The sequence below is a fragment of the Methylobacterium dankookense genome (genome assembly GCF_902141855.1).
GTDB classification, from domain to species: Bacteria; Pseudomonadota; Alphaproteobacteria; order Rhizobiales; family Beijerinckiaceae; genus Methylobacterium; species Methylobacterium dankookense.
This window is the reverse complement of record NZ_CABFVH010000056.1, coordinates 18,704-31,192: the sequence shown is the minus strand read 5'-3', so window position 1 is coordinate 31,192 and position 12,489 is coordinate 18,704. Positions and strand designations below refer to the sequence as shown.

Genomic DNA, 12,489 nt, shown 5'->3' with positions numbered 1-12,489 from the left:
GGGCGACCCGCGCGGCCGCGACACCCGCGGCGGCGCCGACCGCTGCGCCGACCGCTGCGCCGACCGCCGCACCGGCGGGCAGGCCCTGGGCCGGCGGCGCGAGGGCGCGGTGGAGGTTGCCGAAGACCGGGTTGTCGGGCGGCGCCGCGATGCCGACGGGCGCCGCGACATAGGTCGGCACCGGGACATAGGCCGGGGCCGGCAGCAGGTAGGCGGCGACCGGCGGCGGGGGCGGCGCGAGATCCACGAAATACGCCGGGGCCGGCGCCAGGAACACCACCGGCGGCGGGGGCGGCAGGGCGTAGACCGGGTCGGCGAGGTAGACCACCGGTCGCTCCACGTAGACGATCTCGTCCGCGGGCGGGGGCGGCAGGTCGTAGACGATCTCGGTGAAGCGCGGCGGCGGCGCGAGCGCGGCCGACAGGCTCGCGAGGCGGCGGCGCGCATCGAAGGCGTGCGGCCCGCGCGGATAGCGCCGCAGATAGGACCAGTAGGCGTCCGGGCTGTCGGCGAGCCGGCTCTGGCGCCAGGTCAGCGCCTCGCGCCGCGCCGCCAGGATGGCCCGCACCCGCGCCGCCTGCGGGTCGTTCGGATAGGCGCCGAGGAAGTCCTGGTAGCCCTGGACGGTGTCGCGCTCCAGGCAGAGGGCGAAGGCGTCCTGGGCGCCGATCTCGGCGAGCGGGCGCGCCTGCAGGGCGGCCTGCGGCCGCTCCAGCGGCGGCGCGTCGGGCGCCCGCGCCAGGAACTCGAACGGCACCGTGATGCGCGCGGAATCCCAGGGCACCAGCGCGCCCTTCGTGCTCTCCACCACCCGCAGGCGGACGCGGTCGAACAGCTCGGCCGGGGCGAGGCCGCCGGCGCGGATCATCTCGGCGAGCGCCTTGGCATAGGCGCCGTAGCTGCCGGTCTCGTCGGGGCCGACCGTGCCGGGCGCCGCGTTGAAGGCGACGAGGCCGCCGGCTTCCGGCTCCATCAGGGCGAGGCCGCCGGCCAGGGGCTCGCCCTGGCGCGCGAAGGGGTTGCGCCGCCCGGCATCGAGCACGAGGAAGCGCGCCTTCAGCGGCAGGGCCGCGAGGCGCTTGGCGTAGTCGGAGACGCGGAGCGCCGTCAGCGCCACGTCGGAGGCGGCGTTGATGCGCGCATCCACCGGCGCGAAATAGCTCTCGCCCTCGACCTGGAGCCCGTAGCCGGAGAGATAGACGAAGGTGACCGCCTCGGGGCCGGCCGCTTCCGCCTTCTCGACGAAATCCCGGAAGGCCTGGCGCAGGCCGGTCTCGTCGAGGTCGCGGGCGCCCATCACGTCGAAGCCCGCGGCCTGCAGCGTCTGCGCCACGAGACCGGCATCGTTGGCGGCCGTCGCGATGGGTTGCGCGGGATAGGCCGCGTTGCCGATGACGAGGGCGAGCCGCTTCTCCAGGGCCTGCGCCGCGCCCGCGCCCAACAGGCAGGGGAGCGCGACGAGAAAGGCCGCGACGAGGGGGCGGAAGAGGGCTATCGAGCGCATCGGCGTCTCCGTCCGGGGCTTGCCTGCGGGACTTGGCTTGCCTGCGGGACTGGCCCATCCCTGCGGGGCTTGCCCGGCGGGGACGGATGTCAGGCCGGTAGCGGTGAATCGCGGCTGAACGGTGGATACTGGGCTGTCACGAATGCGCGATGGGCGCGAGGTTGGGCACGCGTGAGCCGGTTCAGCTTCATCCACGCGGCGGATCTGCATCTCGGCAGCCCGCTCAGCGGGCTGTCCGCGCGCGATCCGGAGATCGCCCTGCGCCTCGCCTCGGCCGGCCGCCGCGCCTTCGAGGATCTGGTCAGCCTCGCCATCGCCCGCGCCGTCGCCTTCGTCATCGTGGCGGGCGACGTCTATGACGGCGACTGGGCCGACAACACGATCGGCCTGTTCTTCGCCCGGCAGGTGGCCCGGCTCGACCGGGCGGGCATCCCGGTCGTCCTCGTGCGCGGCAACCACGACGCCGAGAGCGTGATTACCCGTGCGGTCGGCCTGCCGGCCTCGGTCCACACCTTCCCCTCCGTCCGCGCCGACACCCATCGCCTCGAGGCGCTGAAGGTGGCGCTGCACGGGCGCAGCTTCCCGAACCGGGCGGTGCCCGAGAACCTCGCCCTCACCTATCCGGCCCCCGTGCCGGGCTGGTTCAATATCGGCGTGCTGCACACCTCCTGCACCGGCAACGCGGCGCACGAGACCTACGCCCCCTGCACGGTCGCCGATCTCGCCGGCCGCGGCTACGCCTACTGGGCGCTCGGCCACATCCACGAATACGCCGAGCTCGCCCGCGACCCCTGGATCGTCTTCCCCGGCAACCTCCAGGGTCGCAGCGTACGCGAGTGCGGGCCCAAGGGGGCCGTGCTCGTCTCCGTGGCCGACGGGCAGGTGACCGGCGTCGAGCGCGTCGTCGTCGACCATGCCCGCTTCCACCGGATCGCGGTCGACCTGGCGGAAGCCGGCTCGGAGCGGGAGGCGGTGGATGCGGTCGCCGCGGCCCTGCGCCCGCTGGCACCCGAGGGCGAGGGCCGGCTCGCGGCGGTGCGCGTCCACCTGACCGGCGAGACGGCGCTGCACGACCGCCTCGCCGCCGACCGCGAAGGGCTCGCCGCCGAGATCCAGGCCGCCGCCCACCGCATCCACGAGGATATCTGGCTGGAGCGCCTGCGCATCGAGACCGTGCGTCCGCGCGGGGTGCTGCCCGAGGCGGCCGGGCTCGCCGCCGCCATCGATCCGGGAACGCTGCTCGCCGGAATCGAACGCGACCCGGACTTCCGCGCCCGCGCCGAGGCGGCGCTCGCCGAGATCGCCGCGCGCCTGCCGGCCGGGCTCGCTGCGGACGAGGGCGACCTCGCCGCCGATTTCGACGCGCTCTGTGCCGAGGCCGAAGCCCTGGTGCTCGGCCGGCTCTCGGGCCGCAGCTGCTGAGGACCGTTCCCCTTGCGTCTCCTCAGCCTCGATCTCGAACGGTACGGGCCGTTCACCGACCGCCGCATCGCGTTCCGGCCGGATGCTCGGCTCCACGTGGTGCTCGGCGCCAACGAGGCCGGCAAGACCAGCGCGCTCGCCGCGGTCACCGACCTGCTGTTCGGCTTTGGCGAGCGAAGCCGCTTCGCCTTCGTTCATGAGCTGCCGCAATTGCGCATCGCTGCCGAGGTCATGGGCAGCGATGGTCGCCGCCTGGTTTTCCGCCGTCGCAAAAGGCGGAAGCAGACATTGGTCGATCTGAGCGAGGCGCCGCTGCCCGACGACGCGCTCGCCCCCTTCCTCGGCGGGCTGACGCGGGAGGTGTTCTGCCGGGCCTTCGGGCTCGATTCCGCGGCCCTGCGCGGGGGCGCCGAGGAGATGCTCGATTCCGAGGGCGAGGTCGGCGCCAGCCTGTTCGCCGCGGCCTCGGGCCTGCGCGGCTACCGCGCGCTCCAGGCGGGGCTGGAGGAGGAGGCCGCGGGCATCTTCGCCCCCCGCGCCGCCAAGGACCGGACCTTCTATCAGGCGCTCGGCCGCTTCGAGGAGGCGCGCCGGGCGATCCGCCAGGGCGAGCTGAAATCCGGCGACTGGCGCGACCTCAATGCCGAGATCGAGGAGGCTGGCCGCCGCCTCGACGGGATCCGCGACGAGCGCGCCCGCCTCGGCGCCGAGCGCGCGCGCCTGACCCGGCTCAAGCGGGTCGGCCCGCCGATCCAGGCGATCGACGCGCTGGCCGCGCAGCTCGCCGCCGCGCCCGGGGCGGATAGCCCCGATCCCGCCGATGCCTGGATCGAGGCGCTCGGCGCCCGCATCAGGGCGGAAGCCGACGCGCGCGAGGCGGCCGAGGGCGCCGCCGCGCTTCTCGCCCGCAGCGAGGCCGACCTCGCCGCCCTCCCCCTCGATGCGCGCCTGCTCGCCCGGGCGGAGGCGGTGCTGGAGGCGTTCCGCGGCGTCGCCCGCCAGGACAAGGACGCGCAGGACCTGCCGCGCATCCGCGCCGAGGCCGAGGGCTTCGCGCAGGAACTCGAACGGCTCGCCGCGCGGATCGGTCTCGCCGAGGCCGGGCAGATCCGCGCGCGCCAGCCCTCCGATGCCGCGCAGACGCGGATCGAGAGCCTGATCCGCAGCGGCCGGGCGCTGGCCGCCGAGATCGAGCGGCTGGGTCGTGCCGGCGAGGCGCGCCGGGCGGAGGCGGCCGAGACCGAGAACGCGGCGCCGGCCATCGACCCGACCCCGCTGCGGGCGGACCTGCGCAGCCTGTCGGGCCTCAGGGCCGAGATCGCCACCGCGGAGGAGCTGGACCGGGCGATCCGCCGGGAAGCCGGGCTTCTCTGGCTTCAGGCCGGCCGGCTCAACCCGCCGGTGCCCGATCTCGCCGCCCTGGCGGAGACCGCCCTGCCCTCGGCCGAGACCATCGGACGCCATGCCCGCGCCCGCGAGGCCCTGGAGCGCGGCCGCGACCGCGCGGCGGATCGTTGCGAGGCCGCCGACCGCGCGGTCACTGAGACGCGTCGGCGCCTGCAGCTCAGCGAGGCCGGGCGCCCCCTGCCGACGCCGGCCGATCTCATTCGCCTGCGCGCCGCCCGCGACGGGCTCTTCGACGCCGCCCGCGGCGCGGATCCCGAGGCGCTCGCCCGCTACCGCGAGGCCCTCGCCGTCGCCGATGCCGCCGCCGACGATCTCGTGCGCGATGCGTCCCGCGCCGCCGAGCAGGCCGCCGCCCGCGCCCGGCTGGAGGCGGAGCATGCGGACCTCGCCGCCGCACGGAACGCCCTGACCGTCGCGACCGACGCCCTCGCCGAGGCCGAGGCCGCGTGGCAGGCGCTGTGGGCCGGCACGGGCATCGCCCCCGCCGCGCCCGCCGAGATGCTGGCGTGGCTTTCGGAGATCGGCGGCCTGCTCGATGCCCTCCAGGGAATCGAGACGCAGAGCCGGGAACGCGACCATCTCGCCGCCCGCCTCGCCGCCGCCCGCGTGCCCCTCGCTGAACTCGCCCGCCGCGCCGGCCTCGACCCGCTGCCCGACCTCGCGATCGGCGCCCTCCTCGCCCGCGCGGAGGAGCGCGTCGCGGCGCTCGCCGAGAGCTGGGAGAGTGCGCGAGAGGCCCAGGCCCGGACCCGGGCCGCGGCGGAGGAGATGCGGCGGATCGAGGTCGAGCTGGAGCGCGCGCGGGCCCGCGAGGCGGCATGGCGCGCCGAATGGGACGAGGCCCTGCCCGCGATCGGCCTCGCCGGCTGGGCCGGGCCGGACGAGGCCGAGGCCGCGCTCACCGCCTGGCGCGCCGTACCCCCCGTCCTGGCGGATCTCGAACGGCAGCAGCGCCGGATCGACGGACTCCAGCGCGACATGGAGGGTTATCGCGCCCATGCCGACGCGCTGGTCGCGGATCTCGCGCCCGACCTCGCCGGCCTGCCGGTGACGGCGGCGGTGAAGGCCGTGCACGAGCGCCTGCGCGAGGCCCTGGAGGGGCGCGCCCGCCGCGACGAGGTCGGTCGCCGCCGGGACGAGGCCCTGCGCGCTCGCGACGCCGCCGCCGAGGCGCTCGCGGTGGCCGGCGCGGCGCTCGCCGCCCATCTCGGCGATCATCCCGAGGCCGGCGAGCCCGCCCAGCTCCATGCCCGCCTGACGGCGCGGCGGACGCTCCGCGCCGAGCTGGAGGCGCGGCGGACAGAGCTGGCGCGCCTCGCCGACGGCGTGGCCGAAGCCGACCTGCGCAGTGAACTCGCCGAGACCGAGCCCGACGCGATCGAGGCGGCGCTCGTCGGCCTCGCGCAGGCCGAGGAGGATCTCGACCGGCGCGGCCAGACCGCCTTCGCCGACCGCGATCGCGGCGAGCGCCGCCGCGCCGAGCTGGAAGGCGGGATCGGCGCCGAGGTGGCGCTCGCCCAGCGCAAGGCCGCCGAGGCCGAGCTGCAGGCCGAGTCGCGCCGCTGGGCGGTGCTGAAGCTCGCCGGGCTGCTGCTCGGCAGCGCCATCGCCCGCCAGCGGGCCGGCCAGCAGGACCCGCTGCTGACCCGGGCGGGCGCCCTGTTCGCGGCGCTCACCGGAGGCGCCTTCGAGGGGCTGAGCCAGGATTACGACGCCGGCGACACGCCGCGCCTCGCCGGGCGCCGTGCCGGCGGCGGCCTCGTCGCCATCGACGGCCTGAGCGAGGGCACCCGCGACCAGCTCTACCTCGCGCTCCGCCTCGCTTATCTGGAAGACTATGCCGGCCGCTCCGAGCCCGCGCCCTTCCTCGGCGACGACCTGTTCCTCACCTTCGACGACCGGCGCACCGGGCACGGGCTGGAGGCGCTGGCCGCGATCGGCGGCAGCGTGCAGCCGATCCTGTTCACCCACCACCGCCACGTGGCCGACCTCGCGCAGGCCAAGCTCGGCGCGGAGGTGGACGTGGTGGAGTTGTAGCGCGCGCCAGATCGGTCACGCGCTGGAAGACTTAAGGACAAGACGCGGGTCCCCTCTCCCGAACGGGAGAGGGGGCGCGTCGAGCCGGACCCAGGCGGCGGAGCGTCGTTGACGGGCCTGTCTCCGATCGGCCTACGGCCTACGCCCCGAGATAGCGCGCCCGGAGATGGCGCAGGAACGCCTCCGGCCCGAGCGGCGCGCCGGTCGCCTCCGCGATGATCGTGCCGGTCTCGGCGAGGCTGCCGCGTTCGTGGACGGTCCGGCGCAGCCAGTCGCGCAAGGGGCCGAAATCGCCCTGTGCGAGGCCCGCCATCAGGTCCGGCACCGCGCCGCGCGCCGCCGCGAAGAGCTGCGCCGCGGCGAGCGCGCCCAGCGTGTAGGTCGGGAAATAGCCCCAGGCGCCGCCGGGCCAGTGGATGTCCTGCAGGCAGCCGAGCCGGTCGTTCGGCGGCGTGACGCCGAGCAGCCTGTGCAGGCCGTCGTTGAAGGCGCCCGGCAGGTCGGCCACCGCGAGGTCGCCTGCGATCATCGCCGTCTCCAGGTCGTAGCGCAGCAGGATGTGGGCCGGATAGGTCGCCTCGTCGGCATCGACCCGGACCAGGCCGGGTGCCACCCGCGTGCCGAGGCGGTGCAGGTTCGCGGCCTCCCATTCCGGCCCGGAGCGGGCGAAGCTCTCGCGCAGGAGCGGCGCGAGGTAGCGGAAGAACTCAGCCGAGCGGCAGGCCTGCATCTCCACGATGAGCGACTGGCTCTCGTGCAGCGTCATGCCCCGCGCCTGGCCCGCCGGCTGCGTCCGCCACGCGGCCGGGCGGCCCTGCTCGTAGAGGGCGTGGCCGGTCTCGTGCAGCACGCCCATCAGGGCGCGCATGAAATCCGCCTCGTCGTAGCGGGTGGTGATGCGGACATCGTCCGTGGCGCCGCCGCAGAAGGGGTGCAGGCTCACGTCGAGCCGGCCGCGCATGAAGTCGAAGCCCGCGGCCTCCATCAGCGCGAGCCCGATCCGGCGCTGCGCCTCCACGGGGAAGGGCCCCGCGAGCGGCAGCGGTGCGGGCTCCTGCGCCTGGCGCTCGGAGATCGCGGCGACGAGGCCCGGCAGCTCCGCCCGCAGCACGGCGAAGATCGGGTCGATCACCGCCCGGCGCATGCCGGGATCGTAGCCGTCGAGCAGCGCGTCGTAGGGCGAGAGGCCGAGCGCGGCGCCCTTGGCCTGCCCGATCTCCCGCTGCAGCCGCAGCACCTCGGCGAGCTCGGGCGCGAGCCGCGCGAAGTCGGAATCCGCCCGCGCCGCGCGCCAGGTCATCTCCGCTTTCGAGACGGCGCGGGAACTGGCCTCGACGAGATCCCGCGGCACGGAGGCCGCGTGGCGGTGGCCGCGCTCCATCTCGGCGAGGTTGGCGCGCCGACCCGGATCGAGCGGTTCGTCGCGGGCTGCGGCCAGCGCGTCGGCGGTCTCCGGCCCGGTGAGGATCTCGTGCGCGAGGCCGCGCAGCACGGCGAGCTGGTCGGCCCGCCCCTCGGCGGCGCCGTCCGGCATCAGGGTCTGCGAATCCCATCCGAGGATGCCCGAGGCGCCCTCCAGCGCGGCGAGGCGGGCGAAGGTGCGTTCCAGGCTCGGATAGGCGTGCATCGGATCTCCTGCGCGGGCGGCCACCGCCCGGCTTAAGGCCGGGCCGCCCGGCGCGCCAGCGCGTCGCGGGCCGGGGTCCGCACATGGCCTGTGGTCCACGGACGGCTAGGAGAGATGGTGCATAGACACCGATCTCGGGCGCGCTTACACGTATAATTGTGCAGGAACGCCCAACAACTCCCGGTCATCGGCTGATGAACAAAATCGAGCCCGGCTTCGGTATCAACCGCCGCTACCTTCACGACGAGGTCGCCGACCGGATGCGCGCGCTGATCCAGTCCGGCGAGATGGCGCCGTGCACGCGGATCAACGAGAGCGAGCTGACCGAGCTTTTCGGAATCTCGCGCACGCCCCTGCGCGAGGCGATCAAGATCCTCGCCACCGAGGGCCTGCTCGAATTGCTGCCGAACCGCGGGGCGCGGGTCGCCAGCATCTCGCCGCGCGAGATCGAGGAGATGATGGAGGTGATCGCCGGCCTCGAGGCCACGGCCGCCGACCTCGCCTGCCTCCACATCACCGAGGACGAGGTCGCCGACATCGAGGCCGACCACGCCGAGATGGTGCTGGCCTGGAAGGAGGGCAACTCGGCCGCCTACTACCCGCTGAACCGCCGCATCCACGAGGCGGTGATGACGGCGAGCCGCAACACCATCCTGGCGAGCCTCTATCTCAGCCTGTCCGGTCGCATCCACCGCTCGCGCTACTCCGCGCACCAGACCCCGGAGCAATGGACCCGCGCGGTGGAGGAGCACGAGGAGATGGTCCGCCTGCTGCGCGCCCGCGACGGCGCCGGCCTCTCCGCGCTGATGCGGGCGCATATCCGCAGCAAGAAGGCCGTGATCGCGGCGAGCTTCGCCGACGAGGCCGATCCCGCCGCGGCCTGAAGCCCCTCCCGTCAGCGGCCCGTCCAGTCCGGCGGCCGCTTGGCGAGGAAGGCCTCCATGCCCTCGCGGAAATCCCGGCTCATGTAGCACATCAGGATCAGGTCCTCGCCGCGCTCGGGCCCCTCGCCCTCGGCGAGGCGGCGCAGGCCCTCCTTGGTGGCCTGAAGGGTGAGCGGCGCGTGGCCCGCGAGCAGCGCCGCCAGCGCGTCCGTGCGCGCGCCGAGCGCTGCGGCATCCTCCACCACCGCGCCGACGAGGCCGATGGCGAGCGCCTCCTCCGCCCCGAGGAGGCGGGCGGTGAAGATCATGTCCTTGACGCGGGCCGGGCCGACGAGGTTCGAGAGCCGCTTGAGGTTGGCCATCGACAGGCAGTTGCCGAGCGTCCGCGCGATCGGGAAGCCGAAGCGGGCGTCGCGGGTGGCGACGCGCAGGTCGCAGGCCGCGGCGATCGCCGCGCCGCCCCCGGTGCAGGCCCCCGCGATGGACGCGATGGTCGGCACCCGCAGGCGCTCCAGGCTGCCGAGCACCCGGTCCATGAAGCGCTCGTAGCCGAGCGCGTCCTCGGCCGTCTCGAAGCTGCGGAACTGGGCGATGTCGGTGCCCGCCGCGAAGGCCTTGTCGCCCGCCCCCGTCAGGACGAGGACCTTGACCGCGGGATCCTCGGCGATGCGCCCGCAGATCTCGACCAGCCCCTCGTACATGGCGAAGGTCAGGGCGTTGCGCGCCTGCGGCCGGTTGAGGACGATCCGGGCGATGCCGGCCTCGTCGGTGGTGAACAGCAGCTCTTGCTCGGCCATGGCGGCGCCTCCGGCATTTCCCCGAAAGCCCGTCTGGGCCAGGACGGCCCCCTCGATCAAGCATGCCGGAGACGCCGACACGCGAACGGGGGCCCGGAGGCCCCCGCCGCGATCCATGGATAGCGCGTTAGGCGGTCGCGGGCTTCAGGTCCGGCACGGCCTGCTCGGCGTCGGTCGGGGCCAGCACCTTGCCGCGCGGGCCGACCCAGGCGCCGACCCATTTGCGCTGCCACAGGGCGAGGCAGGCAAGGACGACGACGGTGAAGACCGCGTAGGCCACGAAGCCCGGGGCGAAGCCGCCGGCATATTGCTTCGAGAGACCCATCACGTTCGGCAGGATCGCGCCGCCGAGCGCGCCGACCTCGCCGATCATCGAGCCGGCGACCGCGGTGTTGTTCGGCCAGCGCAGCGGCACGAGCTGGAACAGCGCGCCGTTGCCGGCGCCGAGCGCCGCGAAGCAGAGCATGAACAGGACCGTGGTGACGGCGAGCGAGGGGGCCGCGGTGAGTGCCAGGAAGGAGCCGATCGCCGCCATCAGCACCACCGTGAGGACCAGGATGCCGCCCATGCGGTCGGCGAAGTAGCCGCCCACGATGCGGATGCCGGAGCCCATCAGCGCCGCCAGCATGGTCAGGCGCCCGGCCTCGACCTTGGTCACGCCGAACTGCTCGTAGAAGAAGGTCGGCAGGAAGTTCGAGAGGCCGATGAAGCCGCCGAAGGTGATGATGTAGATCAGCGAGAAGGCCCAGCCGTCCTTGGTGAACAGGCAGGAGACGTGCTCCTTGAAGGTCTGCTGGTGGCTGTCCGGCGGCTCCTTGGCGAGCAGGATCATCACCGCGATCGGGATCAGCATCACGGCGCCCGCGAAGCCGTAGACCGTCTGCCAGCCATAGGCTTGGGCGAGCGGCGGCGCGAACAGCACGGCGAGCACGGTGCCCGAGTTGCCGGCACCCGCGATGCCCATGGCGAGGCCCTTGTGCTCCGGCGGGAACCAGCCCGAGCCGAGCGACAGGGCGACGCCGAAGGAGGCGCCGGCAATGCCGAGCAGGACGCCCATGGCCAGCACGTCGTCGTAGCTCGACACGAAGTGGAAGCCGTAGATCATCGCCAGGACGATGACGCCCATCTCGGTGAGCGCGGCGTTCTTGCGGCCGATATATTGAGCGAGCACGCCGAGCGGGAAGCGCATGATCGCGCCCGCCAGGATCGGCAGCGAGATCATGAACCCGGTCTGGGCCGGCGTCAGCTTGTAGGTCTCGGTGATGAACGGCCCCATCGCGCCGTTCAGGACCCAGATGGCGAAGCAGAAATCGAAGTAGAGGAACGCGGCGAACAGCGTCGGGGGGTGACCCGACTTCATCACGGTCTTGAAGCTGGCCATAGATCGGGTGCTCTGCGAGTTCGAAAGCGTGCCGCGCCAGGGCTGGCACGCGTGCCGAGAGGGCCGGACTCACACCGTCCGCTTGTCGGGGCGCCGTTGCCCCGGGGGCCGCGCATTCGCGGCTCGGGGCCCTCTTGCAGCAAGCGTGCCAAGCCCCTGCCGAGGCCTCCTGCACTGGGCCGGAACGGGCTCGGACCCTGCGGTGCAGCAACCGGGCGATGCTTGCTGCGGCGTATGCTGCCTTGCAGTGAGGCAGTGGCGCGAATCTAAGCAGTGCCGTGCCGGCCTGTTGCGCGAAATCGACGGCGGCGCGCGCAGGGCAACTGCGCGGCCTGCACAGGTTACGGGTAAGTCTTGATTTTGCTAGGAGATCCCAGAACGACCTTGGCCGTGCGGGGGCATCCGTCCGGGGTCGCCCCGAGGTTCGCCGATGCGGGCCCGACCTTCTTCAGGGACCTCTCTCACGCCATGTCCGACCCATTCTCCGGCTTCACCCGCCGCAGCCTGCTCGCCGGATCGGCCGCGGGCCTCATCATCGCCGGTCCCCTGCCCGCCCTCGCCCAGCGCGCCGGCGGCTACGACGACGAGCTGCTCTACCAGGACCAGAACGGCGCCCTCTACCGCCGCCGCAACGGCCGCTACGAGCCCTATTCGGGCCGCGTCGACCACGGCCGGCCGGTCTTCGGCGAGGACGAGCCGGCGCCGCAGGCGGGCCGCGCCCCGGCGCCCGCCTCCGATCCGGACTTCGAGCAGCCGCAGACGCCGAACCAGACCGCGCGCAACGTGGTCAACCGGCCGATCGACAACGGGCCGATCGACTATGCCCGCGCCTATGCCGCGATCACCGACGATCCCTTCCCGATCTCGGCCTTCAACTACAAGAAGATGAGCCCGGCCTTCCTGCGCCAGGAAATCGCCTATAACGGCCCGCACGAGCCCGGCACCATCGTGGTCGATCCGCGCGCGCACCAGCTCCTGCTGATCCAGAGCGGCGGCCGCGCCCGCCGCTACGGCGTCGGCGTCGGCAAGCAGGGCTTCTCCTGGTCCGGCACCGCCACGATCAACTCGAAGCAGGCCTGGCCGGACTGGTACCCGCCCAAGGAGATGATCGCCCGCCGGCCCGATCTCGCCTCGCAGATCGACAAGCTCCAGAGCGGGCTCGGCGTCGCGGGCGGCACGCGCAACCCGCTCGGCGCGCGCGCCATGTACCTGTGGCAGAACAACAAGGACACGCTGTTCCGCATCCACGGCACCCTGGAGCCGCACACGATCGGCCAGTCGGTCTCCTCGGGCTGCATCCGGATGATCAACCAGGACGCGATCGACCTCTACGACCGCGTCGCGGTCGGCGCGAAGGTCGTCGTCCTGAACTGAGGCTCGAGGCTTTTCCGATCGCGCTGCGATCGGGAAAGCCTCCAAGCCATTGTTTT

Annotated in this window: 8 protein-coding genes; 4 read left to right on the top strand and 4 right to left on the bottom strand. The window is 73.7% G+C overall.

Annotated features, from left to right (window positions below; all coding sequences use genetic code 11):
* Positions 1–1,504: caspase family protein (locus MTDSW087_RS26040; RefSeq protein WP_186384004.1), on the bottom strand; the 1,504-nt coding region annotated here is incomplete at its 3' end.
* Between the two features lie 171 nt (positions 1,505–1,675).
* Here MTDSW087_RS26040 and MTDSW087_RS26035 point away from each other — a divergent pair.
* Positions 1,676–2,926 carry a metallophosphoesterase family protein gene (locus MTDSW087_RS26035; RefSeq protein WP_144768107.1) on the top strand — a complete coding sequence of 417 codons (1,251 nt, stop codon included), beginning with the start codon at positions 1,676–1,678 and terminating at the stop codon, positions 2,924–2,926.
* A gap of 12 nt (positions 2,927–2,938) precedes the next feature.
* Entirely contained in the window at positions 2,939–6,370 is a 3,432-nt protein-coding gene (locus tag MTDSW087_RS26030) for a YhaN family protein (protein ID WP_144768105.1), read from the top strand.
* 139 nt (positions 6,371–6,509) lie between these two features.
* Here MTDSW087_RS26030 and MTDSW087_RS26025 read toward each other — a convergent pair whose 3' ends face one another.
* On the bottom strand, positions 6,510–7,997 hold the full coding sequence (locus tag MTDSW087_RS26025) for a carboxypeptidase M32 (RefSeq protein WP_144768103.1): 1,488 nt from the start codon (positions 7,995–7,997) through the stop codon (positions 6,510–6,512).
* Between the two features lie 194 nt (positions 7,998–8,191).
* Between MTDSW087_RS26025 and MTDSW087_RS26020 the strand changes: the two genes are divergently transcribed.
* Complete coding sequence (locus MTDSW087_RS26020; protein ID WP_144768101.1) at positions 8,192–8,881, top strand: GntR family transcriptional regulator; 690 nt, start codon at positions 8,192–8,194, stop codon at positions 8,879–8,881.
* Positions 8,882–8,892: 11 nt separating this feature from the next.
* Here MTDSW087_RS26020 and MTDSW087_RS26015 read toward each other — a convergent pair whose 3' ends face one another.
* Both MTDSW087_RS26015 and MTDSW087_RS26010 read right to left on the bottom strand, forming a co-directional pair.
* Complete coding sequence (locus MTDSW087_RS26015; protein ID WP_144768099.1) at positions 8,893–9,678, bottom strand: enoyl-CoA hydratase/isomerase family protein; 786 nt, start codon at positions 9,676–9,678, stop codon at positions 8,893–8,895.
* A gap of 127 nt (positions 9,679–9,805) precedes the next feature.
* Positions 9,806–11,059, bottom strand: a complete 1,254-nt coding sequence (locus tag MTDSW087_RS26010; protein WP_144768097.1) for an MFS transporter — start codon at positions 11,057–11,059, stop codon at positions 9,806–9,808.
* 468 nt (positions 11,060–11,527) lie between these two features.
* Between MTDSW087_RS26010 and MTDSW087_RS26005 the strand changes: the two genes are divergently transcribed.
* A complete protein-coding gene (locus MTDSW087_RS26005) occupies positions 11,528–12,433 on the top strand; it encodes a L,D-transpeptidase (protein ID WP_186384003.1) in 906 nt (301 codons plus the stop codon).
* The last annotated feature ends 56 nt before the right edge of the window (positions 12,434–12,489 follow it).

Coding starts and splice junctions, on each gene's coding strand:
- MTDSW087_RS26025 (WP_144768103.1), bottom strand. CDS start 7,997: ATGCACGCCTATCCGAGCCTGGAACGCACCTTCGCCCGCCTCGCCGCG.
- MTDSW087_RS26005 (WP_186384003.1), top strand. CDS start 11,528: ATGTCCGACCCATTCTCCGGCTTCACCCGCCGCAGCCTGCTCGCCGGA.
- MTDSW087_RS26015 (WP_144768099.1), bottom strand. CDS start 9,678: ATGGCCGAGCAAGAGCTGCTGTTCACCACCGACGAGGCCGGCATCGCC.
- MTDSW087_RS26020 (WP_144768101.1), top strand. CDS start 8,192: ATGAACAAAATCGAGCCCGGCTTCGGTATCAACCGCCGCTACCTTCAC.
- MTDSW087_RS26010 (WP_144768097.1), bottom strand. CDS start 11,059: ATGGCCAGCTTCAAGACCGTGATGAAGTCGGGTCACCCCCCGACGCTG.